Raw genomic sequence first — 25,769 nt, forward strand, 5'->3', positions numbered from 1 at the left:
TATAACTAAGGAGTGAGTCTCATCAAAACACAAGATGCCATAAAAACATTTTTACTTTCAAAGAAAACACAAAAAAAATTGGCTGTCTTTTTATACTTAGCAAAACAAACAAACCTTGATTTATCTAGTGTTGCCCGAAAATTCGATCTTTCTACTAAAAATTTATCAATTTATCTTCGTGAAATTCAAGAAGACTTAGCAACCCTTCCTGAAAATACCTTAGAGATTCAGATCCATCACGGAAAAATTTCATTACATACGACTTCCAATGATTTTCTTTCCCACTATTTTTTATTATTTAATTATTACTGTGTCCATTCTACTGACTTCATTCTTTTTCAAGCAATTATCAAAAAAGAAAACAATTCTGTCTGGAAAGTGAGTCAAGAAACTAATTTTAGCTCATCTTACATTTACAAACGGTTAAATAACATTAATAAACTATTTGGTTTGTATGGAATTTCCGTCCATTTTTCCCCCTCCGCGAGTAAAGTGATTACAGGTTCTGAATTTCAAGTCCTATATGCTTTTCTTGATGTCTACTGGACCATCTTTTTAAATACCTTAGCCTTACCACGTTATACCTCTACTTATTTTGAAGATATACTGACGCAGCATATTAAACCAGAAATTCTTGAACGCTTGGAACACGCTTCTCTACTAAAATTAAATTTACTTTTACACATCGCAAAATATCGCTTTCCATATACTTGTGAAGATGATCTCCAAAAAGAATTTGAAGAACATCCTTATTTAAGGCTTTTCTCAGACTCAAAACAAACTATTTTTTGTTCCCAATCAAATTTTTCAGAAGATCAACAGCGGGTTGTAGATATCATTGCACCCATTGCCATTGATAATTTTGATTCAGCAAAACGAGCCAAAGATTTACTGGCTGCTCTAAATGAAATTTCTTGCCCAGAATATTTCTACGTTGATTCTTTATTAACCAATTTTTGCGAAGTTTTTCAAATTCCAAAAATGCGTGAATTTGATCGTCATTACTTCTTACTTATTTTATTTAAAAATATTATCTATAACCAATTATTTATTTCACAGCAACCAAATACCGCAATTCTAGATTTTTTAGTCAATAAAAATAGTACTTATCAAAAAGATTTACAGAAAAAAATCTATGCTTTTTATCAAAACTTTTCAGCGCATTCCCCTTATCAGTTAAGATTTAAGGATCAGGAGAACCCAATTTGGACATGTGAATTGTTGTTACGAATTTATAAGCACTATAGTCCCCGCAAAAAAATTAAAATTGGTGTTGCATATTCTCGCGATTTTTACATTGCTAGCTTTATTATGATGAAAATCAAGCAAGCATTTAGTGAGGATATTATTTTTGAACGAACCGATTTTTCTGGTTGTGATATTGTGATTACTGACTATCCCTTATTTGATTTACCAAAAGAAATAGACCGAATTTACATTTTAGAAGAAGAATTAACCCGAGAAGATTGGGAACTAATTTTCAGTAAAATAAGTATCGCCATTTTTGATTTGCAATATTAAAACAAACATCAAGCGCCAACCTGTCTCACCAGCCATAATGAAAACAAGCGACCTACAAACCACTTCTGCCAGTTTTAGTCTGACAGAAAATAGTTTGTAGGTCGCTTGTATATTACTGTTCTTTTCTATGTTACCTTCAAAGACAATCTAGTAACGTACTTCAGTCCTTAAAGTGCTACTGTTCCACCGCTGATCAGTTTTTAAGCCTGAGACGAAGATCCAAAGTGTTTTTTGTCTCAGGCTCTTACATTTTTTCAACAAAGGTATTGCTAGGCGCTACTTGAAGCTGAAAACTAGTTTCTCTATCGAGATTCCTCATCAGTAGACTCAAATTTAAAACTTTTTTCTATAAAAGCGACTTCTTTTGCGTATGTTTTTACAAAAGAAGAATAGTCTTTGGGATCTTTGACCTTTTCCAATTGGTCAACAGAGACTTCTAATTCAAATCCTGTCCCATCTTTAAAGAGATAATATTTTGAGATGTCTGTATATCCTTGATTCCGTTTTAAAATATAGCCGGTTTGTACATCAGCAATTTTATCAATTGGGTATGCTTTGATAAACTCTTTACTTGTATCCAAATAATCAGAAAGACTGTTGACAAGATTGCCAGAAAGGTACATACCTGCCGATGTATAATAGTCTCTTTTTTCATAAAAACTGATATTGCCTAGATATTTTGTATCTGGATACTCCTCTGTAGAAGGTAAAATTAAAAAGTTCTTTCCGCCACTGGTTTCAATATCGGCATCGCCGATAATTTCTATTTGGTAGCCTTGATTAAATAAAAGTTTATTTTCTTCTATTGTGACTTTTAGTGGTTTTTCTAAATCAACAGGTCCAGTTGTGGTAAGTCCAGCTTCTTTTAAAGGATAAACATCTTCTGATGAAGCGGAGTAATCCCAATAATCATCTTTCTCCGCAAGATCAATATATACTATAAAGCCAATTGCTACAGCAATGCCTATCCAAATAATTTTTTTGTTCTTTTTTTGTTTTTTCTTTTTTTTCGTCTGTGGTTTTACCACTTTTTTATTGGGGTTAGGAAGTTGCTTTGCTGTATCTGTTCTTGTGACAGGAAAAAACGACCATTTTGGCTTTTGAAAAAGCGCATCATATGTATCATAAAAATTCTTTTGTTTAGCCATTTTTTCTCTCCACTAATTTTTTTGATAAGGCAATTTCCTCAGATGCTTCGGAGACTAATCTTTCATAATCATCTGTGATACTTTCCGACAACACTCGTATGGTACTTAAGATACCATTGGTTGCAAGTGTTATTTCTTCTGTTGACAATTTATCTTCTTTAATGCTTAAAAACCGTTCTGATGCTCGTAAAATCTCTGGTACCTTATGATATAAAAAATCACTAAAATGAGTAATTGCTTCAGGATACTTCACTAAGTGTTTAAAGATGCCTTTAGCGGAAGCAACACCCAGTTTTACTTGTTCAATTTTTTTTAAATTTCGTGACTTATTCGTTAGTTCGTTTAAATAAATAATTTGTTTTTTTAATTCGTCCATAATTCTTTGGTACATCTCTAGGTCACTGTCCGTTAGATGGTGCGTCGTTTGATATTTTTTTAGATTTTTTTTATAACGGAAATACGTACGACCATTTCTATAAGTAACCCAACCAATGTACCCAGTCCCCACTAACAAAACCATTATCCCATTCAAATCATGTACTCCTTTTTAAATTAGTATATATTACTGAATAACACACTGTCCAGCTTAAAATTGACAAATAAGTATGAAATGTTACTCCCCCAATTACTTGTGCACTTTTATTGTATCATATAGGAAAATTGTTCTGTTCCGCATTTGGACAAATTGTCTAAATGTCTAAGGGAATCTTTTTTTGTTTAATATGTAGCAAAAAACACTTGCAAGAATTGATTACTTCTCACAAGCGTTTTTTATTGTCTAAAACAACTATTTACATTTCATTTTATTAAATAGTGAATAAATAAATTACTGCAGCTAATGAAGCACCTAAGATAGGTCCCACAATTGGCACCCAAGAATAAGCCCAATCGGAATCACCTTTTGTTTTCACAGGAATAATTTGGTGCGCTAAACGAGGTCCTAAATCACGTGCAGGGTTAATTGCATAACCTGTAGGTCCGCCTAATGATAGACCTAGTCCTAAGACCAAAATCCCAACAAGCATTGGGTTAATGCCAGCCGCTAAGTCGTTTTGAGAAAAGGCTAGTAAACCAAAAACCAAGACAAATGTGCCGATAATTTCTGTTAAAACATTGGCTGGATAGTTACGGACAGCTGGACCAGTGGCGAAGGTTCCTAAAATAGCACCTTTGTCTTCTGTAATGTTCCAATGGGGTAAATAAGCTAACCAGACAACTAAACCACCAATAAAACCGCCTAGGACTTGAGCTACGATATAAGGTAAAACCATGCCCCATTCAAAGTTTCCAGTAATTGCCATCGCAACTGTTACAGCAGGATTTAAATGCGCTGGACTCATATACCCAGACATGTAAACAGCTAATGTAACAGCAGCGCCCCAACCTAAAGCAATAACGACCCAACCAGAAGCAAAGGCTTTGCTTTTCTTCAAGTTAACTGCGGCACAGACGCCATCCCCTAGTAAAACTAAAATCATCGTTCCGAAAAATTCACCGAATAATTGTGTCATCATCGAAGTTCCCATTTTTTCTTCACCCTACTTTCAAATTTTTTAAATCTGATTCTTCAATTACTTTTTCTAATGTTTCAATGTGTCGTGCTCTTTCTTCCGCTGTCCACTGATAATGCTGTGCCATTTCTTCAATGACTCCCGCTTTCACTTGGTCCAAACGATCACGCATAAATAATAAGTGGTTGGTCCGTCGCAATAAAAAGTCGACGGGTGTTAAAGCCATTTCTTCTTCCATCGCATAGTTTAAAGAGACAGTTTCTGTTAAGGTTAAACCAGGAATTACTTTGGCATCATCAATCATTTCAAAAACAGTTGGTACGTTGGAGCCATATAAATGAGCTAAGTATAGTGCATCCTTTTCACTTAACCCTTTAGACACGCCATGTTTTGCCAACGCTTCTAATTCTTCGTCTACCGTTGCAGGGTTCAATTTTCCGCCTGAAACTGGATAGTTTTTAGAATCAATTAAGGTGAATTCTTTCTGGTATTCTTCTGCTAAGATGGTTTGAATCATTTTCATCGCACCTTCTGCCATTTTACGATAATCTGTTAATTTCCCACCAGCCAAAGTGAGCAAGCCATCCGCTGATCTTTCCAATGAGCTGCCTCGAGAGACAGCTGAAGGATTGACTTTATTTTCCACCAAACTGTCTTCCAGATGGTTTAGGACTTCTTCAATTTCTCGTTTATCTGTTTGATTTTTTTGGTATCTGTCAACGACATCAATGACTTCATCAATACTTTTATCTGAAAGTTTGCCATTGTTTCCCCCATTATAATCTGAGCCACCGTTAACAGAAATTAAAGGTCGTAAGCCAGCCCAGCTGGCTTCAATATCATCAATTGTCAATTGTACCTCTGGATAACGATTATTGACTACTTCCAATAGGTAATCCACATCACTTTGTTCTACTGTTGGATGTTGAAAGTCTCCATGGTAATCTGTATCCGTCGTCCCAAAATATGTTTTTTCTTCTCTTGGAACAACGAAGACCATGCGGCCATCTTGTTTACCTGTATCAAAATACGTTGGTTGAGGAACATTTAAACGGCTTTTGTCGACAACTAAATGAACCCCTTTGGTTGGACGCATTTGTGGTGTAAATGAATCGTTTTTGTCTAAGCCTCTTAATTTATCTGACCAAGGACCAGTAGTATTAATCACAACATCTGCGTGAATCTCAAACTGTTCGTCAGTTAGTAGGTCCTTTGCTTGAATGCCAGTAATTTTCCCTTCATCATTGTATAAAAAGCCCACCGCTTGAACCCGACTCACAGCATGCGCCCCGTCAGCTACTGCTTGTTTAATATTTTCAATAACTAAACGAGCATCATTATTTCGGTAATCTAAATAAACACCGCCACCTTGTAAACCTTCACTTTTTAGTTGTGGCTCACGTGCCAAAACCTCGTCTTTTGTTAACAGATAGTTGGCGTACTTGGTACCTGTTACATCAGCTAACTGATCATATAAATCCATTGCTATTTTGACAGAAAATAGATTAAATGTTGCATTTGGCTCATCATAAATCGGCAATAACATGGGATCCGCTTTAGGGATGTGTGGCGCAATGGATTGAACGACGGCTCGTTCTTTCACTGTATCTGCTACCACCTCCACGTCAAACGTTTTCAAATAGCGGATACCACCATGAACTAATTTGGTTGATCGTGAAGAGGTGCCCTCTGCGAAATCCTGCATTTCAATTAACCCTGTCTTCATTTTAGCGGCACTGGCTTGCAGGGCAACCCCTGCGCCAGTAATGCCACCACCAATAATTAAGACATCTAAGTGTTGTGTTTTTAAAGCGTCGATTGATTGTCGGCGTGTTTCTATTGAGAAAGTCATAGAAAATTCCCCTTTTCCATTTACTTATTTTTACGTTTGAATTGTTGGGTAGCTGCTACTGCTTGTTGCCAACCTTCATATAAATCTTCTCGTTCTTCTTCCGCCATAATTGGTTCAAATTGTTGTCCTTCTTCTTGGAATGCTTTGATTTCTTCTAAGTCTTTCCAGAAGCCAACCGCTAAGCCCGCCAAGAAAGCTGCGCCTAAGGCCGTTGTTTCTAAGTTATGGGCTCTTTGAACAGCAGTGTTTAAAATATCTGCTTGGAATTGCATCAAGAAATCATTGTTTGCTGCTCCACCGTCTACTTTTAAGACGGGAATATCTATGCCTGTATCTTCTTTCATCGTGTCAATAATGTCACGAACTTGATACGCAACTGCTTGAAGTGTCGCTTTGACAAAATCTTCTCTCGTGGTACCGCGTGTTAATCCAAAGACAGCCCCACGCGCTTGTGAATCCCAATATGGTGCGCCCAAACCAGTGAATGCCGGAACCACATAAACTTCATTGTGCCCTGTTGACGCTTTGGCTACTGCTTCAGATTCAGCAGCCGTTTGCAACATTTTTAAGCCATCTCGTAACCATTGAATCGCTGAACCAGCCACGAAGATACTTCCTTCCAAGGCATAATATACTTTGCCGTTAATGCCATAGCCAATAGTGGTAAGCAGATTATTTTTAGAAAGTTGAGGTTCTTCGCCAGTGTTCATGACAATAAATGAGCCTGTTCCATAGGTATTTTTAACCATCCCAGGTTCAAAGGCCATTTGACCAAATAAGGCGGCTTGTTGGTCACCAGCCATCCCAGCGATAGGAACTTCACTTCCGTAAAAATGGTAATTTTTTGTTAATCCATACACTTCAGAGTTCGAAACGACTTTCGGTAACATCACTCGTGGGATATTTAAAAGATCCAAAATTTCTTGATCCCAATCTAAATCATGGATATTAAACAACATCGTCCGGCTTGCATTTGAATAATCAGTGACATGAGTATCTCCCGTTAATTTCCAAACGAGCCAAGTGTCAATTGTTCCAAACATCAATTCTCCATTTTCTGCACGTTCTTGCGCACCTTCTACGTGATCTAAGATCCAACGAACCTTCGTTGCTGAGAAATAAGCATCAATGATTAACCCAGTTTTTTCATGAATCATTTCGCTGTAGCCATCTTCTTTTAGTTGATCAGCAATAGGTGTCGTTTGGCGTGATTGCCAAACAATTGCGTTATAAATGGGTAACCCAGTTGCTTTGTCCCAAACAACGGTTGTTTCCCGTTGGTTTGTAATCCCAATTCCGGCAATATCCGTTGGTTTCACTCCTGACTCAATTAGAGAACCTGCAATAACGGATTGAACAGAATTCCAAATTTCATTGGCATTATGTTCCACCCAGCCTGCATTAGGAAAATATTGAGTAAATTCCTTTTGTGAACTACCAATTTTGTTTCCTTTTTTATCAAAAATAATTGCACGAGAACTAGTCGTTCCTTGATCAATCGCCATAATGTATTTTTCTTCTGCCATGATAATTCCTCCTAAACGTTTTTGAAATCGTTTTCTTTATGTTCCTATCTTACAAACAAAAGAATAACTAAACATGTCAAAAACTTTTTTTATTTTAAAAAAATTGAAAGGATTTCTACTAAAACCAACAAAGACAACGCTTTCAATAATACTTTTATTATCTCTAATTTTTCAATAAAAAGAAACATTTTTGTTTAAAAAAGCCTAATTTTCGACTTTTAGTTGTAAAAAGGCTGGTGCGAGGATCAAACAATTTCCGTCACACCAACCTTTTGTTTATTTCTCCCGCAAGGTGCGTATTTTCTTTTTTAATTGTTGCACATCATAGGTCGAACTTAATTCTGACAAAACATAGACTTCCGGTGTTCCTTGATAGCTCGTTTGCTGATAATTGGTCACAATTAAATCATATGTTTGTTCAGGCTGATACCTCTCCACCAGTGTGCCATTCATATTTTTAAGACTAAGCATTAATACTTGTGTTAACGCCGCTTGATAAAGAGCATCCATTGCTAAATGAATTCCAATTTTTATTTCACCAATCATTTTAAATTCAATTAATGCCAACACGCTTAAATATTTGACCAGAGAAAGTTCATGCAAACTATCTCCTGGTTGATACGTTTCATCAAAACAAGCTAAAGCTTTTTCTAATAACGTTGTTGAAAAAGAAGCTAATTCCCGACTAGATAATTGCTGTTCTTTTTCCCAGATATGGGCCCGATTAAAAACTTCCAATTCTCCTTTAAAAAAATACAGTTTTCCATGAATTTGTGAAAAATAGTAAGCCATGGTTTTCTCAAGAGTAGGTTCAAATTTATGGGGCCGATAATACAAGACCACATTTTCCAAGATAAACGTATCAGCTAAAGAAACAGCGGAACGACGTCCCCGAATTAAGGAATATTCATCAAAAGCTGATTCTGGTAAGACCGACATTGTGATTAGAAAAACAAAATGAATCATGCTTTCTCCTTCGTCTAATTCTAATGAATAGCGACTAGAAAAACGGAAAAACAATTGTCGAACTTGCTTAAATAACGGATCTTCTTTAAAATCAATCATTTTCTTTCTCAATTGTTGATATTTTTTTGAAGTGACCGCTAGGCGCTTTTTCGTAATACTCAACCAAAGGCTAACTTTTAACGCATTATGTTCATTAAAAGTAAAACCTAAGCCAGTCTCAATCCCTTCAATTATCCGTTTATTTAACGGCGACATCGTTTTTTTCTGGTGTATTTCATAGGGAGTAATATACCAATACAACTGAAAGTAAAAGTAACGAATCTGCAATTCTTCTCCCTGTAGTTGTCCATTTTTTATTTGCAAATCAAAGGCGGCTAACAATTGATTGAGTTCCTTAATCTTTCGAAATAAAGAAGACTCACTAATCATAAATTTAGTCGTTAATTGAACAATAGAAAACTCTTTATTACGATATAAATAATCTAAAAGTTGAAATTTAAGAGACTCTTTTACAAATGCTTCAATTAAATGATTCAACGAAAAAAAATCCGATAAGGTGATTGATAGCTGTTGGCCATCATAAGTAAGCTGACAATCCTGTCCAAAAGGTTTCAAAAAATAATGTAAATCCTCTAAGTCTTTTTCAAAGGAGGCTTTTGTGACCGCTAAAAATGCTGTTAAATCAGAGACTGAGCAGGTGCCGCCTGCTAAGATGGTTTGTTGCACCGTTAATAATTGTCGCATCGCTTTCTTTTCCAATAACGTCTCAACTTTCATCGTTCTCTCTCCAATAAGCCGAAGCACCCATCAAATTTGTAATATCATAAATATTGGTTAAGGAAGGTTGATAAAAATAATCTTTTTGTAATAGGTCTGTCAGTGTCTGACCTGTTTGGATACTTAATGCTAACGTATTTATTTTTTCTAAACAATTGTTTTTTGAACAAAGCTGTGCCCCAAGGACCCGTTGCGTCAATTTATCATAGATTAATTTGCCTAAAATTTCTGTCCCATGTTGTAGAGGCGGCGCTGGCTGTCTAACAATTACGGAAGCAAGTGTTTGCGGAAAAAATAAACCTTCCGTTTCGGTTAGACCTGTACTAGCAAGATAATAGTCCCCCACTTTTGTTCCCATTGTTCGTAAAGAACCAATGAATCGGTGTGTTTTTTCTTCTAAATTGTTGGCGACTACTAAGCCAGTTCGTACCGCATTGTTCACTAACGGAGCATAAAAAGTTTCCGCGACTGGTTCATTCATAACTGAAATGCAATCTCCGATGGCAAAAACATTCGGCACTGAAGTTTGTAAATAAGAATCCACCGCGATTGTCTGATCCAGATTCCGTTGAATTTTTTTATCCAAATAGGCTAATTGAGGATGTAAGTTTAAAGCAAAAATCCCACTGTCACAAGAAATTTCCTGCTCGCTTGTTTCAAGAACAATACCATTTGCTGTTTCTTCAATTCCTAGGACCGTTTCTTCAAAATGGAAAATTACTGCTTGTTTTTCCAAAGATTTTTGAACTTCTGCGACCATTTCTTTATCAAAATATTTAGGCAATAGATTTTCCAAGCTTTCAAAGACATGGACCGTTTTCTTCATTTTCACAAGAAAATCAATAGCTTCCATTCCAATGGGTCCTGCACCAATGACAGCTACTGTCTGGCTTTTTTCCAGTAATGGAACAGCCGCTAAAGCACCTGATAAAAATTTATATTTGAGTAGTTTTTCTGTTTGACTACCACGAATTTGCGTGGAAAACTGGCTCGCGCCTGTCGCTAAAATCAATTTATCATAAGAATACCACTGTTGCTCTTCCTTTCGTGTCCAAGCAATCAATTGGTTCTCAACATCCATTGCCACAACTTCTCTATTTAAAAGCAACTGAATCTTTTGACGACGTAATTCCTCTTCCGTTATGTAACGTGCTTCGTGTAATTCATTGATGGTATGATTAAAATACGCACTTAAGCCACCAGATAAATACCCCACTGTTGCTTGTTTATCAATTAAAGAAATTTCTGCTTGGGGATATTTTTTCCTTGAAGCAATTGCTGCGGAAATACCTGCGAATGATGCACCAATAATCACAATTTTCATTTGTTTCCTCCTCTGTCAGGACCTACTATACTTCTCTCAGTTTATCATGATTAAAAAGAATGCTAAAGCAACAACTATAGTTTTCCCTTAAAATAATTATTTTTGCTGAGCGCATTGCTTTTCAAGCACTTTCATTTTCATTTATAATAAATGTTACTACTGTTTGAGGAGGAGTTTTCATGTCTGCAACGAAAGAGCAATTGGAACTATTTTTATTTTATTTATCTGAAACCCATACAAAAAGTTTATCTTTACATGACTTAGTTACAAGTCGACCACGCCCAGAAGAAGCGCGTATTTTATTAAATATTAACGAGGTTTTCACTTACTACCATAGCGCTCGTGTTCTCTACACAAGTGTTCCTGCTCTTGAAAACAACAAGTCTGAGCCTTTTTTCCAAGCCTTCGAAAATTTTTATTTTGAATTAAAACAACATTTTTTCAATGAAGAAGATGAAACCCATCAATTGAATGAACGTCTAGAGGAAATGAAAATTGCCTTTGAACAATTGACGGATGACTACAATGTTCTATAATAGAAGAGAACAATTCGTTGAGAAGGGGTCCTTATGAAGCAAGAAGAAGTGATTGAACGTTTAAAAGAAGAACTAAATTTGCCATTTTTTAATGGTACGCTAGAAGAAAAGAACTATTCTGAAGCAGATTATCAACAAATCAAGAAAGAGTTAATTCAATACTTTGATGATTATGTGCGAAATGTTGAAAATTAACAAGCTAAAACAACCTTTGATTTTAATAAAATCAAAGGTTGTTTTATTATTAAATAAAAAAAATAACAAAAAAAAACCACCGGCAGTTTTGCCGATGGAAAAGGAGTATTTACTCAATAAGAGTAAAATGAAAAATAAAAAGGTTGTTGTTGGTATGAATTAATAATACAATACACTTTCTCTTTTGTCCATAAAAAAGACATGAAAAAAATATTAAATTCGTTAGTTATTTTTATTAGTTTTTTATTTTTTCAAAAGAATGTTGCTCATCCGCGTAATGGCAAAGGTTAATTCATCCGTTGCTTGGTCTTGCTTTTCTTCTGAAGCGTTAAATAATTCTGCATCAATGCCTGTTTCTGGATCTGTTGCTAAAATCATTTCATTGCATCCTGCTACATATTCTGTATAAGCATGTTGAAATTTTTTGTGAATGCCAAGTACTTGTGGCGTCGGTTTTAATGTTCCGACTTTTTTGAGCATTAATTCATATTTTTCAGTACCTTCTTTAAATTTTGCTTGAATTTCTGCAATTCGTTCGGCTGTTAAATCATTCACTTTATTCTTATCGATCGCTTGACGAACTTCTTCGTAATATGGATTCATGACTTCGCCAATGTCTTCTGTTGTTTTAACGATATCATTAATTGTTTGAACGTAAAATCCTAAATTTGGTCTCATAACCATCCCTCTTTTCCCTTTTCTCTTTCACTCCATTTTACACTTTTTCTATTCCATCTGACAAGTGGCACTTTTTCAGTCTTTATTCTTTTGATTTTTAACAGAGAAAACATAGTGAGGCATCGTTTTGCCACGATATGTTTTAATGTATCGATCCCTAACAAGCATCTGGTTTCGAATAGCGACATTCATAGAGGCTAAGTTCGTATCACGAATCGTTGAAATAACTTCTGGAAAATTTAATACATCGAATGCGTACTGTTTTGTCGCTGCGGCAGCTTCAATCGCATACCCTTTGTGCCATTCTTTCCCACATAAATGATAACCAATTTCTGGATAGCTCTTACCTTTTACTAATTGATTGGTGAGACCACACTCGCCGATAACTTCGCCTGTTCGTTTCTTCTCTAACGCCCATAAGCCGTAGCCGTATTCTTGATAGGACTGTAAGTTCCACTTTAGCCAGTTTGCAACCTCTTCATCAGAAAAAGCGTGTTCATAGGCATACATCACATTTTCATCTTGCAAAAATTTTTTCAATTCCACTTCATCTTCCGACTGCCATTCTCTGACAATAAGTCGTTGTGTTTCGAAAATAATTTTCCGTTTCAAGCCCTTTCACTCCTTACATAAAGAAAAATTGACTGGTTTAAGTACCAGCCAATTTTCTTTTCTTATTTATTAAGCACCTTTACCTGCTTTACGTTGGAAGAACTTCACAATTTCCACAATTGGGATGATAGCAAAAGAAGTACCTGCTACAATTGCCCATTGATATGCATCTAAATGTGTGACGCTGAATAAATCATTAAATCCTGGAATAACAATCGTTGCAGCTAATAGCAAGAACGAAACAAGAATCCCATAGTTAAATGATTTGTTGCGGAATAAGCCAACTTTGAAAATTGATTGATAAATCGACTTCACATTAAAGGCATGGAACAATTGAATTAATCCCAAAGTAGCGAAGGCCATGGTTAAAGCATCGCCGTGTTGTAAATCATACAACGCTTGCGCCGATAAGTTTGTGTTAGCTGCGGTATGTGCTGGGAACATAATTGACATTTTGTACACAATCAAAGTCAATGCCCCTTGCGTAATCCCTTGATAAACAACACTGCTTAAAACGCCGCCAGAGAAGAAGTTCGATTTTTTACCACGAGGTTCATGGCTCATCACATCACGTTCTGCGGGTTCCACACCTAACGCAATCGCTGGGAAAGTATCCGTTACTAAGTTAATCCACAATAAGTGAACAGGTAACAAGGTATCCCAATTGAGCATTGTTGCAATAAACAAGGTTAATACTTCCCCTAAGTTAGCTGAAAGTAAATATTGAATCGTTTTTTGGATATTTGAGAAGACTTTACGTCCTTCTTCTACTGCTACAATAATTGTTGAAAAGTTATCATCGGCAAGGACCATATCTGAAGCACCTTTTGATACTTCTGTTCCGGTAATTCCCATACCAATCCCGATGTCAGCAGCTTTTAAGGCTGGGGCATCATTTACGCCATCACCAGTCATCGCAACCACTTTTCCTTCTTGTTGCCACGCTTTAACAATCCGAACCTTGTGTTCTGGTGAAACACGAGCATAGACAGAGTAGTGTCCCACGACTTGTGCGAATTTTTCATCTGACAATTCATTTAATTCAGCGCCTGTGATGACTGCATCGTCGTCGCCTTCTTTGATGATGCCTAAACGTGCCGCAATTGCTTCTGCTGTATCACGGTGGTCACCCGTAATCATAATTGGACGAATACCCGCTTCTTTCGCGACTTTTACAGCATCTGCAGCTTCTTTTCTTTCTGGGTCAATCATACCGACTAAACCAGCAAATGTTAAATCTTTTTCCACAAGTTCAGAACTCATTTCGGCTGGAATCGTCTCAACATATTTATAAGCCATTCCTAAAACACGTAAGGCTTGTTTCGCTAATGAGGTGTTTGTTTTCAAAATTTCTTGACGTTTTGTTTCATCTAATGGACTTGTTTCTCCATTTGATAAGATTTCCGTACAACGTTTCAATAATTCATCTGGTGCACCTTTGACAGAAACTAGGAAGCCACCTGTTTTTAATTCATGAACTGTAGTCATTAATTTACGATCAGAGTCAAAAGGAATCTCTGCCACACGAGGTTCAGCTGCTACTTTTTCGGTTACGTTAAACGCATGATCTAAACCAAATTGTACTAAGGCAGTTTCTGTTGGGTCACCAATTAATGAACCATCTTGAGCGATTTTTGTATCATTCGTAAAGTTCATGATTTTTAAAGCCATATTATCAGCAGGGATTTCTGTGGAAGCAGATAAAACTTGACCATCTGTATACAACGCTTCAACGGTCATTTGATTTAAGGTTAACGTACCTGTTTTATCTGAACAGATAATGTCTGTACTTCCTAATGTTTCAACGGCTGGTAACTTACGGACAATCGCATTTTTCTTGGCCATTTTTTGGGTACCTAAAGCCAAAATAATTGTGACAATCGCTGGTAATCCTTCTGGAATTGCCGCTACAGCTAACGAAATTGACGTTAATAACATGTCAATCCATGAACGACCATTCATCATTCCTACCACAAACATCACCGCTGCAATGACTAAAATGGCAATTGTTAACATTTTACCCAATTGGTTTAAGTTTTGTTTTAAAGGCGTTTCCGTTTCTTGTTCGCTTGCTAGCATGCCAGCAATTTTACCGACTTCTGTATTCATTCCTGTGCCAACCACAACGCCAAGACCACGTCCATACGTCACATTACTATTGGAATAAGCCATATTGATTCGGTCACCGATACCAATATCGGTTCCCTCTAAGATGGTTACTTCTTTTTCAACTGGAACAGATTCACCGGTTAACGCTGCTTCTTCAATTTTTAAGCTATTCGCTTCCAATAAACGTAAATCGGCTGGAACGACATCCCCTGCTTCTAATAAAACAATGTCACCTGGCACTAATTCATCGCTTTTAACAGTAATGACGTGTCCATCACGGCGAACATTAGCATTTGGTGAAGACATTTCTTTTAATGCTTCAATGGCTTGTTCCGCTTTGGCTTCTTGGATGACCCCAAAGATGGCATTCAAGATAACAACCACTAAGATGATAATCGAGTCTACCACATCATGGGAAAAGACGGCTGAAATGACCGCTGCCGCTAATAAAACAATAATCATAAAATCTTTGAATTGCTCAAAGAATTTCACGGCAAGTGATTTTTTCTTCCCTTCATCTAGCACATTTTCCCCGTACGTTTCTAAACGCTTTTGAGCCTCCTGTGCACTTAATCCATCAGTTGTTGTGTTCATTTTCTCCAAAACAACTGTGTCGTCTTGTGCGTAAAACGCTTCAGACAATTGTGTTTTCTTTTCTTCTGACATGTTCTTCCTCCTCTATTTTTTGCAGCATCCTTCAAGTACTATTTTACATTTCATCAAAAATAAATGAAAAAAAATAGACTTGTGTATGCTACTTCGTCGAACATACATAAGTCTCACCGTTTAAGACAACACCAGAAATTGCTTTCGGAGTTGGTGATGTTGTCACAGCATAAATACTGTCAGTTACTCCCTCATGAAAAAACTATTTAACATTGATTGGAGAACCAATGTTATGAATAATTACTTAATTAGTATACCGTTTTCCACTCTTTTTTTCAAATAAAAGTTCTGCTCATTTGAAAAAAACTGAAATCCTTTCATTCGGATTCCAGTTTCTTGATTTGTATTCGTAAAATACGTTGTTGCCCCCGCTTTCGCGACCAACTAATAACCCAAGAAAGTAAGAAAAGACTAATCACGGTTCCCTCACGAACAAAAATCGGCAAATGATAACTAATGGACAATCCTAGTGCTAAACTGACACAAAAAATATCAACTAAATAACGATAAACCTGAAAACTATAGCGCGTTCTTTCAGAAATAAGTGTACAAAATTTTTCAATGGGAAATTGCAAAACACCTAGCGCAACTACCTGTCCTGTCCCCATTCCTGCTATGATTGTCCCTAAAATAAATAGAACAATTTTAACCAAATAATTTTGAAAAACAAGCGAACCAAATAATTGATATAAGAAAAAATTAATGACAAAACCAAAGCCAATTAACGCCACCAAAATAATCAAATAGTCCTGAATTTTACGCTGCTGATCTAACAACCAACACGTGCCTAAAAAAGCGAAATTGATAGCTGTGGTAACAGTTCCGACTTTTAAATGAGTAAGTGTTGCAAAGGTCACATTAAATGCATTAAAACTACTAACTCCAATGCCTGCTTGAATTGTCAAACTGATGCCCAATGCACTAATTAAATAAAAAAGAAACGATAGCACAATTTTTTTCTTCCACATTATAAAAACTCCTCTACTCTTGATACGTCTATTATGTGCTACAATAGAAGAAACAAATAGGAGATATCTCCTATTATAAGGAGAAAAAATGCTTAAAACAACCTACCAACGATCACCGAAACAAGAATTAGCTAAAAATACGCCTTTTTTTAATGAAACTGATTTAAAACACAGTTTTATTATCGATTTTGAAAATCAAGAATTCATTCATCACCAAGCAGAGCCATTAAATTATCTTTTTTATTTAATCAAAGGAAAAGCGAAAATTTTAAAAACAGAACGCAATGGCCGCCAATCCATTGTTCAGTTTTTAACGACAGGTGATTTAATTGGCGATTTAACATTAGTTCAAGCGGAAACGATAACCAAGAACGTTATCGCCTTAGGTGAAACCTGTTGTTTGGCTGTACCTTTAGCTTACGCAGAAACTGTTTTAAAAAACAAGGTACTTTTTATGCAGCAACTCAGCCATTATCTAGGGAAAAAAATGCTCCAACGGGTGGACCACTTTACAACGAATCAGACCTATGAACTAAGTTATCGGCTAGCGGAATTGCTATTGGTTGCCGCTAATCACGAAGATGTTTATAAAGAAAAACATACTGAGATTGCCGAATACTTAGGGGTTAGTTATCGCCATCTTATTTATACCTTCAAACAATTTCGAGAGCGCGGCTTTATTCAAAAACAAGGAACTGCTTATCACATCAACCGCTTAGCGTTACATTCTTTTGTGCAAAAAATGAAGAGTTAAAGTGGTGGATTGTTGACAAATAGTGCGCTTCCCGCTACCCTATTCTTATTAATAAGAAAGAAGGGACAGCAATGGAGCAAGCATCATTTACTGTATCTAGTTGGCAAGAACAACCGATTGACAATCTTAATGAAAATTTCCCAGTGAATCAAGCGAGCGCTACTTATCAATTGTCAGGCGCCTTATCTGGGACAGCTTCTGTGGAATACTTAATGACTTATCAAGGCTCTTCAATGGCAGATGGGCTTGAAGCTGTGGCTCAAGTGGTCGGTTTCCTACATTTCGAAGGAACTTATTTAGGAAAAAAAGGCACCTTTACTGCTTGCGAAAAAGGGACGTTTACACAGGGTCTTTTAGACTGCCCAGGTGAACTATTTCAAGCATCAGGTGAGCTTGCCGGTTTATCCGGTCGCTACACTTATGAATTTAGTCAAGAAGAAGCGCTTCTTCATTTAGACTTTGTATAATAAAAAATTTCAAGGAAAGTTGGTGACATTATTTTACTTATTTTAAATTTGGCGGTTGTAAAAGACAATGGGTGTTTTTGATTAGATTAAACTTTTAAGGAGAAAAATCATGAAAAACACCCGAAACACCGTCCCATCATTACTAATTATTATTTTGCTTGTGGGATTTCCACAAATCAGCGAGTCGATTTTCACACCCATTTTACCAGCGCTTAGTTCTGCTTTTAACATTCACGATAGCGTGGCACAATTAACCATGAGTATTTATTTTGTTGCCTTTGCCGTTGGCGTTTTATTCTGGGGAATTCTATCCGATACGATTGGACGTCGCCCAGCTATGTTATTAGGAATTTTATGCTATTTAATTGGAAATATTGGCCTTTTTTTGAGTCCGACATTTCCTTGGCTGTTATTCTTCCGTTTAATTCAAGCATTTGGTGCAAGCGTTGGTTCTGTTATTACCCAATCGATGATGCGGGAAAGCTTTAACGATCTTCAAAGAGGGAAAATTTTTGCTCAAACAAGCGCTGCCCTATCGCTATCTCCTGCCATCGGACCCTTAGTCGGCGGACTTGTTCAAACCTATTTTGGCTATCAGCATGTCTTTAGCACCTTAATTGTCATGGCTGTTCTATTACTTTTCTATAGTTTTTATCGTTTACCAGAAACCTTTCACTTAGGAAATACCTTAACGAAAGCGCCTTTTTGGTCCGTGGCGAAACGCCTTTCCTTCGACTCGAAAGTTTGGTGCTACGGCTTATTGATTGGGGGCATTAATGGTTTATTGTTTAGCTACTATGCAGAAGCTCCGTTTATTTTCATCAATCACTTTGGCTTTAGCAGTGTCCAATATGGCTTTCTTGGTTTAGTTTTAGCTGTGTCTAGTATTCTTGCTGCGGTTCTTATCAATTGGTTGCTAGGATATTGGTCAGCGGAAAAAATTGCCTTTGCTGGTTTGCTGCTAAGTATCTTTGCGGCTTGCTGTTTATTAATAATGACACAATTTGAAACAATCATTGGTCTTATTTTGTTTATTTTTCTCTTTTTCTTAGGGATTAATATTACTTTGCCCAATGCCTTAAGTATGGCCTTAAAAGGCTATGAATCTGTAATTGGTACTGCCAGTGGAATTTTTAGTTTTGTCTATTACTTGTTTGTTAGTTTCTTTACCTATTTGATTAGTTACTTTCACAATGGTACCATTTGGGTCTTGCCGCTTTACTTTTTAAGTTTTGCCTGCCTGTTAGCTTTCAGCTATTATGTCATTGTTTATCGTAAAACTTTAAAATAAAAATCAAAAAACACACGAATATTTCGTGTGTTTTTTTTAGCTAAAAAATTGATTTTCTAAACTATATTGCTTCCCTGAAACAATGTCATATTGAATCAGTCGGTATTCCTCATATAGTTGTTCTTGCTTTTTATTCATTTCTACTGTTTTTTTCCATTCCCCACCGAGATAGTAATTCCCCTTTTCAAAAGCAGGCAATTGTTCTTGTACCTCATTTAGCATAGCGTAAAATCCCGATTGCGGTAAGCCGCTTTGTTGGAACAGTGAGGGAGCAAAATAAAATGGACTAATAGTTGCTTGATGCTGATTTTTTTCTGTTAACTGGTTCGCCGTATCATACATTAGAAATTCTGTCTGGTGAAGGGCTGCCCCTTCATTCAACGCTTGAATGTTTTCATCATAAATACTTGGTAAGTGATCTCCCCAAAAAACGACTAATGTGCGTTTGGGCATTTTTTCGATTTCTTGTAGGAAATTTTTCAAAGCTTCGCTACTGTAGGCAATATCTTGCAAGTAATTATTGAGCGCGACTTGATTGCCGTTTCCTTGAGAAAAATAATTGGACGTTGTGTATTTATTTTCATAAGGCATATGTGTTTGCATAGTAACTAAATGAATGAATTGCGGTTGCTCTTTTTCTTTAAGCAGTGTCGTCACTTCCTGATACGCTGCTTGATCTGAAATGTAAGGATTATTTTCTAGTTTATCTGTATAGTTCATTGTTTTTTCATTGATAAATTGATCAAAACCTAAAATTTTATATACATCTTTTCGTTTATACATAGATGTATTGTACGGATGAATAGCCGTTGTTTGGTACTTTTGTTCCTTAAGTAATGAAACAATGGAAGGCAATTCCGTCATCTTAGGAATCATCATTGTATAAGGTGTAGTCATTTGGGCATTCATTAATTCCATCGAAAAACTTGTTAAGGCTTCAAATTCAATATTCGCAGTTCCGCCCCCGTAGTTTTGTGAAAGCATCTGGCCACTGTAAGTTTTATCAGCGATTTGCTGATAATCAGCTAAAGGATTACCAATAATGGACAAGCCTTTCAGATGATCTGGATTTGAAAAACTTTCACTCATGACAAACACAATATTTGGTTGCTCATTGCTCGGCACTGGTTTTGCCTCGGCCAACTTTTGATATTTCTGAGTAATTTCTGAAATAGCTTCTTTTGAATAACCCTTTGGTTGGTCCATAGCCTCTACTTTTAAATTATATAGAAAACCACCAATAAATCCTGTATTGTAGTAATTCATTTTTTGGCTGTAAGGAATCCATAACGCGGTTTTATTATAGGCTTTACGTAACAAATTTTGCGGATTGTTAAAATCACCAATATATGAAAATAGACCAATCGAAAGAACAAGACTTAACACACGAATCGTTTGTTTTTTCTTCGATAAAAAGAAACTTTTATAAAAGGCTTTTCCTAAGAAAAAAAGTGCTACACAACCTAACGCAACCACAAAAATAAACGGCCATAAACCAACCATTTCTTTTAATAAACTAACTTCTGTGATCATTTTTAAGTCGTCTGGGTAAATAGGTTCGACACGATAAAACATCTTTTGATAGTCCGCAAATCCTAAAACACCTATTATGACACTATATAAAAGAGCGCCAACTCCTAATGAGCCTGCCAAACTACATAAAAAAAGTAAAAAAACGCTTAGCACAAAACAACCTAAGAAAAACTTTTCCGTATGCCACGAAAAAGCAAACTTGAAGGCTAAATCAACAGACAAGTTATTCTGACACCATTGCAAATATAAATTACTAAAAATAATTAATAAGATGAACCCGATTCCATACAAAAGGTAGCGGTAAGGCCATCGTCTAAATTTCTCAACTCTCTTTTTCACATCGATCTCCTATTCAAAAACTAGTAATGTATTTATTTTATGCTTCTTGAAAAAGAATGTAAAGAAGTAGCTAGCAAAGAAGTCTAAGGAATGGTAAAGAAAAAATGTTATTTGTTGCAAAAATAATTTTCCAGTGGTATAGTAACAATGGAATTTCGTTATCAGTTATCGTCGCCTTTTTAGAGTACTTTATGAAAGGAGAATAACTATGACTTACAAAGTAAAAAACATTCAATACCGTATTCAATTAGACACAGACAAAAATATTTTCATTGTTTTTGATGCAAAAAATGAAAGTAAAACAGCAACTGGTCACACAATTGAAGAAGCAATTGCACACTTAAAACAATTAAACTAAGGAGTGACAAACATTTCCATGCAAGACCCTTTAGGTAGTTATTTAAGCTAAAAGCCGTTTAGTAAAGAAAAAATACTAGACGGTTTTTTTGTATCTTCTTCGCCTTTTATTTTTTACATAGTATACTGAAACAAACGGAGGTGTTTTTATATGACCATCATTGCAAACTATATTCGCCAGCAACCCCAACATCAAACACAGTTAACAGAAATCTACCAAGCAATTTTAGCGGTTGTTCCTCAGGAGACTACTGAAAAAATCGCTTATGGAATGCCGACCTTTTACTTAAATGGCAATTTAGTGCATTTTGCGGCGGCCAAGCAACATTTAGGTTTCTATCCTACGCCATCAGCCATCCAACGTTTCAGCAAAGAATTACGCCCTTTTAAAACCTCGAAAGGTGCCATTCAATTTCCCTACACGCAAGAGTTACCTCTTTCATTAATACAGGAAATAGTTAAATTCCGTGTACAAGAGAACATGAAAACAGGGTCTCATTGAGACCCTGTTTTCATGTTCTTAAAATTTTTTCCATCGCTTTTCCCTTGGCCAACTCGTCGATTAACTTATCTAGGTAACGGATTTTTTGCATTAAAGGATCTTCAATTTCTTCCACGCGATAGCCACAAATTACGCCTTTGATCAATTGGGCATTTTCATTAAAATTGGGTGCTTCTTCAAAAAATGTTTCCATCGTTACTTTTTGAGCCAATTGTTGTTGCAAGCCTTTTTCATCATAACCAGTTAACCAGTAAATAATTTCGTCAACCTCCGCTTGCGTTCGATTTTTACGTTCTGCTTTTTGGATGTATAGCGGGTAAACACTGGCAAAGGTCATTGTATAGATTTTCGGTTTTGTCATTGGTTTTCCTACTTTCTGAAGTATTCTCTCTTCAGTCTACCACAGGCTTGCTGGAAAAAGAGGCTATTTTGTCTTAGTAATCAAATTGACGATAATAACGACGAATCTCTAATGGGTGACAATTTAATTTTTCTACATGCGCATCAATGCGTTGCGTTACCGCATGCATTAGGAGAAATGAAACAACTCGGCCACGATATTTTTCACTAATTCCTGGAAGTTCATACGCTTTCGAATCAATAATTGTATAATTGGCACAGATTTTCGGCAATAATTTTGCTACTCGTTCTGCCAACGGTCGCTGCTCGTCTTCTCCAATAAACAACGTTACTGGCGTAGTTTCATCTACAATTTCTAGCGTTCCATGTAAGAACTCTGCTGCATGAATTGATTTTGAGCGAAGCCAACTTTGCTCTTCCCAATAGCACATTGCATAAGAATAGACCGCTCCCCATTGGTTCCCTGCGCCAATAAAATAGTGAATGCTATCATGACGATGTTTTTCCGCAAAAGCTAAGCCAAACGCATCGGCACTTTTTTCGGCTTCAGCTAAACCTGTAGGCAAATATTCTTCCAATTCTTGGTAATAATTTTCGTAATCTGTAAATTCGTTGTTTTTTTGCATTAAACGATCAGCTACCATAAAGAACTTGATTTGCTCAGTTCCTGGAGCTGGATAAGTCACCACATAATCACATAAATCTGCTAAAAGACTGTCTTTTGCATCGATAAAACCAAATAACGTTGCGCCGACCTTTTTGATTTCTTGAACGGCTTGCACCACTTCTTGTGTTGTCCCAGTAACGGAAGACAAGATGACGAATGATTTTTCTGTTAAACGTTTATTGCCTGTTGTGTAATACTCAGCAGCATGTTGAACATAGATTGGTAAATTACTTTTTCCATTCGCATAAGTAACTGCTTGCATGGCTGAAGCATAAGTACCGCCGATTCCTAAATAATAGACCGCATCAAATCCTTTCGTCCAAACTTGATCAACAACTTTTTCAACATCTGAACGCAAGGCTAAGGCACCTCGTATGTCTTTGATTTGTTGTTCTTCATTAAATTTTAACATGGCTGATTTCCCTCTTTCTTTGCTATTTTACTTTTTAGGACACGATCAAAATCATCAAAAATCCGTTGAGATAAATCAATTCCTTTACTTGTAGCTACTTGATACGCCAAATATTGAAATGGAATAACTAACAATAAAGGACTAATTTTTTCTTCGACATCACTTGCTAAACCTAACGTATTTGATGCTCTCGTTGAACCCGTTGTAATTGTGTAACATTGGCCAACATAACTGGCTAGATAGTTTCTCAAGGCTTGGCTACGTGCTTGAATAGGACTTTGATTCTCAATAAAAAACAAAAGATGTGTAGTATCCGCTTCAAGATAAGGCCCATGCATATAGGCTTCTACTTCAAATCCTTGGGAAGGTAAGCGAACTGTTTCTGTAAACTTCGTCTCAAACTCTTTCGCCGTACCAATATTGGGCCCATAACCAATTGCGATAAATCGTGTCCCCTCTGTTAATTCTTTTTTCGTTTTTTGCCAAAATTGTTCGGTTTTATAAATCACCGAATCGATTTCCTGAATTGCTTTGGCAAGTTTTGCTAATTCTTCTTCAACCTCTACTTTTGTTAATTGATGCTTTTGATAGCCCAGTTTCAAACCAAATAGAAATAAATTTAAAAGTGTTGCCGTATAGCCTTTTGTGACAAAACCAACTGTTTCAAGCCCCATTTTTAAATCCAAGACTTCATCCACAACCTCCGTAATCGGGCTGGTGACATCACTTGTCAAGGCCACTGTTTTTACAGACGTTTGGTTTTTAATTTTTGCAATGGCATCAATTGTTGAAGCACTTTTACCACTTTGTGAAACCGCTACGACCAGATCAAACCGATCATCCACTTTGCCATAATGAGCAAAATTGAACGGCTCTTGGATTTCCACATAAATAGGCGCCACTTCTTCAAGGTAAACTTTAGCCGCCTGACAAGCGTTATGTGACGAGCCAGTTGCTAAAATTAGACAGTGCGTGACCTTTGAAACGTCTGTATCAGTTAATTGAAATTGGTTAAGAATCTGAGTTAGAGCTGCTTGCTCCTCATTTATATAATCCAGCATCGTTTTCATATTTTGCCTCCTAAAATAGACCAATTAATGAGCCAAGAATTCCGACAATTGCCATGCCACCTAAAATCGCTAAAGGTTTTACTTCTTTTTTCAATAAATAAAAAACAAAACCAAAAGATGCAAGCGGTAATAATTTAGGCATGATATCGTCAAAGATACTTTGAACCGTGACTGCATTTTTGCCACTTCCGCTGATTGTAATCGGGATAGTTAAATCAATCATGGAGGCGGTCATAGCACCTACCACCATCAAGCCAATTATTGAAGCGCCTAATGTGAGACTTTCCATCATGCCATTTGCTTGAATCTTTTTGAGAAAACCAGTTCCTAATTTATAGCCCCAACGATTCAGTAAATAACGAACAATCACATGGGGGACGTTAAAAATGAGTAAAAATAGAATTGGCCCTAACACATTCCCTTGTAAAGCTAACGAAGTTCCAACACCTGTTGCAATCAAGCGTAAGGTTCCCCAGAAAAAGGAATCACCTAAACCAGCTAAAGGTCCCATTAACGAGGTTTTAATACTATCGATTGTTCCAACTTCAAAATTTTCGTCCAGAACATTTTCTTCTTCCATTGCAGCATTAATTCCTAAAATAAACGTCACGATATGCGGCGTGGTATTAAAGAAAGCAAGATGCCGTTTTAAAGCTGCCGCCATCTCTTCTTTTTGAGGATATAATTTCTTTAAAATAGGGATCATGGCATAGACATAAGCCATATTCATCTGACGTTCATAATTCCATGAAAATTCCATTTGAAATGAACGCCAAAAGACTTGATTAAGTTCTTTTTTTGTAATTAAGTTTTCTGTCTTAGTTTTAGAAGTCTTCGTCATCATCAATTACCTCCCCACTTGTTGTTTGTATTGTTTCATTCTTTCCTTTGGCATAATTCATGATATTCACAACAATTACTGCTGTAATGGCACCCAAAATTGCTACTCCTGTTACAGGTAACTTAAAGTAGGCCATTAAGACAAAGCCTAAAAAGAAATATGGCGCCACTTGTTTGTTAATCAGTAAGCGTGCAAGCATCGCAAATCCTAGCGCTGGAATAATTCCCGTTGCAACAGACAACCCATGTTGAATAAATTCAGGGATCAGATCAAGTAAGCCTTTAATGGTGTTGCTACCCACGGCAAATGAAATAGTTACAATGAGCGCTAGCATGAACGATAAGCCAAAGCCTGCAAGTAAATGCATGCGCTCCACCCCTTTATATGCTCCTTCTTCAGCATACTGATCAGCTTTTTGACTCATGATTGGGATGAGCAAACCCAAATAAATATTTTTAAGAATCAACGTTAACGTTGCGATTGGCAAGCCTAAGACTAAGGCTGTTTCTGTTCCTGCGCCAGCAGTAATAGCAAACGCTGTACCAAGAATCCCACCAGTCACTACATCAGGTGGGATTGATGCGCCCACTGAAAAAGAACCGATGAAAGCTAACTCTAAGGTCGCGCCCATGATTACGCCCGTTTTAACATCACCTAATACAATTCCGACAAATAAACCGGTTACAATTGGTCTTGAAAGCAACGAGGTTCCTAAAGCATATTCCGACTGCGCAATAAAAGCGATGCAACCTAAAAGAATCGCTTGTCCTATCATTTGTATTTCTCC

General features: G+C 36.5%; 25 protein-coding genes. 8 read left to right on the forward strand and 17 right to left on the reverse strand.

Annotation, left to right across the window (positions count from 1 at the left end; genetic code table 11):
* The first annotated feature begins 12 nt into the window (after positions 1–12).
* Positions 13–1,521 carry a helix-turn-helix domain-containing protein gene (locus IGK72_RS08090; RefSeq protein ID WP_031323786.1) on the forward strand — a complete coding sequence of 503 codons (1,509 nt, stop codon included), beginning with the start codon at positions 13–15 and terminating at the stop codon, positions 1,519–1,521.
* Positions 1,522–1,823: 302 nt separating this feature from the next.
* On the opposite strand, the gene IGK72_RS08095 is transcribed toward IGK72_RS08090, so the two are convergent.
* From IGK72_RS08095 to IGK72_RS08125, 7 genes are all read right to left on the reverse strand, one after another.
* Positions 1,824–2,669 carry a hypothetical protein gene (locus IGK72_RS08095; protein WP_002362031.1) on the reverse strand — a complete coding sequence of 282 codons (846 nt, stop codon included), beginning with the start codon at positions 2,667–2,669 and terminating at the stop codon, positions 1,824–1,826.
* Positions 2,662–3,189, reverse strand: a complete 528-nt coding sequence (locus IGK72_RS08100; protein WP_002387303.1) for a 5-bromo-4-chloroindolyl phosphate hydrolysis family protein — start codon at positions 3,187–3,189, stop codon at positions 2,662–2,664. The genes IGK72_RS08095 and IGK72_RS08100 overlap by 8 nt, the downstream gene beginning before the upstream one ends.
* Positions 3,190–3,475: 286 nt before the next feature.
* Positions 3,476–4,195 (reverse strand): MIP/aquaporin family protein, encoded by a 720-nt coding sequence (locus tag IGK72_RS08105; protein WP_002357140.1) that lies wholly within the window; start codon positions 4,193–4,195, stop codon positions 3,476–3,478.
* Between the two features lie 7 nt (positions 4,196–4,202).
* On the reverse strand, positions 4,203–6,032 hold the full coding sequence (gene glpO, locus IGK72_RS08110) for a type 1 glycerol-3-phosphate oxidase (protein WP_165548518.1): 1,830 nt from the start codon (positions 6,030–6,032) through the stop codon (positions 4,203–4,205).
* Positions 6,033–6,052: 20 nt separating this feature from the next.
* Positions 6,053–7,558 (reverse strand): glycerol kinase GlpK, encoded by a 1,506-nt coding sequence (gene glpK / locus IGK72_RS08115; protein ID WP_002357138.1) that lies wholly within the window; start codon positions 7,556–7,558, stop codon positions 6,053–6,055.
* A 276-nt stretch (positions 7,559–7,834) separates the two neighbouring features.
* Complete coding sequence (locus IGK72_RS08120; RefSeq protein WP_156209172.1) at positions 7,835–9,301, reverse strand: helix-turn-helix domain-containing protein; 1,467 nt, start codon at positions 9,299–9,301, stop codon at positions 7,835–7,837.
* The gene (locus tag IGK72_RS08125; protein ID WP_010717646.1) at positions 9,291–10,625 is read right to left on the reverse strand and encodes an FAD-dependent oxidoreductase; all 1,335 of its coding nucleotides are present in this window, start codon (positions 10,623–10,625) and stop codon (positions 9,291–9,293) included. The genes IGK72_RS08120 and IGK72_RS08125 overlap by 11 nt, the downstream gene beginning before the upstream one ends.
* Before the next feature lie 179 nt (positions 10,626–10,804).
* Here IGK72_RS08125 and IGK72_RS08130 point away from each other — a divergent pair, with 179 nt between their 5' ends.
* Together IGK72_RS08130 and IGK72_RS08135 are read left to right on the forward strand one after the other, a co-directional pair.
* Positions 10,805–11,161, forward strand: coding sequence for a hypothetical protein (locus tag IGK72_RS08130; protein ID WP_002365807.1), 357 nt, complete (start codon positions 10,805–10,807; stop codon positions 11,159–11,161).
* A gap of 33 nt (positions 11,162–11,194) precedes the next feature.
* Positions 11,195–11,356, forward strand: a complete 162-nt coding sequence (locus tag IGK72_RS08135) for a hypothetical protein (RefSeq protein ID WP_002357133.1) — start codon at positions 11,195–11,197, stop codon at positions 11,354–11,356.
* 243 nt (positions 11,357–11,599) lie between these two features.
* Here IGK72_RS08135 and IGK72_RS08140 read toward each other — a convergent pair whose 3' ends face one another.
* The 4 genes from IGK72_RS08140 to IGK72_RS08155 form a co-directional block, all read right to left on the reverse strand.
* Positions 11,600–12,040: a hypothetical protein gene (locus IGK72_RS08140; RefSeq protein ID WP_002384384.1), complete on the reverse strand. Its 441-nt coding sequence runs from the start codon at positions 12,038–12,040 to the stop codon at positions 11,600–11,602.
* Between the two features lie 69 nt (positions 12,041–12,109).
* Positions 12,110–12,646, reverse strand: a complete 537-nt coding sequence (locus IGK72_RS08145; protein ID WP_002370982.1) for a GNAT family N-acetyltransferase — start codon at positions 12,644–12,646, stop codon at positions 12,110–12,112.
* Between the two features lie 69 nt (positions 12,647–12,715).
* Positions 12,716–15,421 (reverse strand): cation-translocating P-type ATPase, encoded by a 2,706-nt coding sequence (locus IGK72_RS08150; protein ID WP_002377094.1) that lies wholly within the window; start codon positions 15,419–15,421, stop codon positions 12,716–12,718.
* Between the two features lie 317 nt (positions 15,422–15,738).
* Positions 15,739–16,389 carry a YczE/YyaS/YitT family protein gene (locus IGK72_RS08155; RefSeq protein WP_002403129.1) on the reverse strand — a complete coding sequence of 217 codons (651 nt, stop codon included), beginning with the start codon at positions 16,387–16,389 and terminating at the stop codon, positions 15,739–15,741.
* An 88-nt stretch (positions 16,390–16,477) separates the two neighbouring features.
* Between IGK72_RS08155 and yeiL the strand changes: the two genes are divergently transcribed.
* The 3 genes from yeiL (at position 16,478) to IGK72_RS08170 (ending at position 18,901) form a co-directional block, all read left to right on the forward strand.
* A complete protein-coding gene (gene yeiL, locus IGK72_RS08160) occupies positions 16,478–17,143 on the forward strand; it encodes a transcriptional regulator YeiL (RefSeq protein WP_165548520.1) in 666 nt (221 codons plus the stop codon).
* A 71-nt stretch (positions 17,144–17,214) separates the two neighbouring features.
* Entirely contained in the window at positions 17,215–17,610 is a 396-nt protein-coding gene (locus tag IGK72_RS08165; RefSeq protein WP_002362038.1) for a DUF3224 domain-containing protein, read from the forward strand.
* Between the two features lie 109 nt (positions 17,611–17,719).
* A complete protein-coding gene (locus IGK72_RS08170; RefSeq protein WP_002365813.1) occupies positions 17,720–18,901 on the forward strand; it encodes a multidrug effflux MFS transporter in 1,182 nt (393 codons plus the stop codon).
* 36 nt (positions 18,902–18,937) lie between these two features.
* Here IGK72_RS08170 and IGK72_RS08175 read toward each other — a convergent pair whose 3' ends face one another.
* Positions 18,938–20,773 carry an LTA synthase family protein gene (locus tag IGK72_RS08175; protein ID WP_002370980.1) on the reverse strand — a complete coding sequence of 612 codons (1,836 nt, stop codon included), beginning with the start codon at positions 20,771–20,773 and terminating at the stop codon, positions 18,938–18,940.
* 208 nt (positions 20,774–20,981) lie between these two features.
* Between IGK72_RS08175 and IGK72_RS08180 the strand changes: the two genes are divergently transcribed.
* Together IGK72_RS08180 and IGK72_RS08185 are read left to right on the forward strand one after the other, a co-directional pair.
* Positions 20,982–21,131, forward strand: a complete 150-nt coding sequence (locus tag IGK72_RS08180) for a hypothetical protein (protein WP_002357118.1) — start codon at positions 20,982–20,984, stop codon at positions 21,129–21,131.
* 150 nt (positions 21,132–21,281) lie between these two features.
* A complete protein-coding gene (locus IGK72_RS08185) occupies positions 21,282–21,632 on the forward strand; it encodes an iron chaperone (protein WP_002357112.1) in 351 nt (116 codons plus the stop codon).
* 10 nt (positions 21,633–21,642) lie between these two features.
* Here the strand turns inward: IGK72_RS08185 and IGK72_RS08190 are convergent, their stop codons facing one another.
* The 5 genes from IGK72_RS08190 to IGK72_RS08210 form a co-directional block, all read right to left on the reverse strand.
* Positions 21,643–21,993 carry a DUF2200 domain-containing protein gene (locus tag IGK72_RS08190; RefSeq protein WP_002360043.1) on the reverse strand — a complete coding sequence of 117 codons (351 nt, stop codon included), beginning with the start codon at positions 21,991–21,993 and terminating at the stop codon, positions 21,643–21,645.
* Positions 21,994–22,066: 73 nt separating this feature from the next.
* Positions 22,067–23,071, reverse strand: coding sequence for an SIS domain-containing protein (locus IGK72_RS08195; protein ID WP_002369188.1), 1,005 nt, complete (start codon positions 23,069–23,071; stop codon positions 22,067–22,069).
* Positions 23,065–24,141, reverse strand: coding sequence for an SIS domain-containing protein (locus IGK72_RS08200; RefSeq protein WP_023894449.1), 1,077 nt, complete (start codon positions 24,139–24,141; stop codon positions 23,065–23,067). The genes IGK72_RS08195 and IGK72_RS08200 overlap by 7 nt, the downstream gene beginning before the upstream one ends.
* Positions 24,142–24,151: 10 nt before the next feature.
* A complete protein-coding gene (locus tag IGK72_RS08205; protein WP_002384383.1) occupies positions 24,152–24,985 on the reverse strand; it encodes a PTS system mannose/fructose/sorbose family transporter subunit IID in 834 nt (277 codons plus the stop codon).
* The gene (locus IGK72_RS08210; protein WP_002357107.1) at positions 24,966–25,757 is read right to left on the reverse strand and encodes a PTS mannose/fructose/sorbose/N-acetylgalactosamine transporter subunit IIC; all 792 of its coding nucleotides are present in this window, start codon (positions 25,755–25,757) and stop codon (positions 24,966–24,968) included. Before IGK72_RS08210 ends, IGK72_RS08205 begins: the two co-directional genes overlap by 20 nt.
* Positions 25,758–25,769 lie beyond the last annotated feature (12 nt).

This window comes from Enterococcus sp. DIV0183, from assembly GCF_050541505.1.
In the GTDB taxonomy this organism is placed as follows: Bacteria; Bacillota; Bacilli; order Lactobacillales; family Enterococcaceae; genus Enterococcus; species Enterococcus faecalis.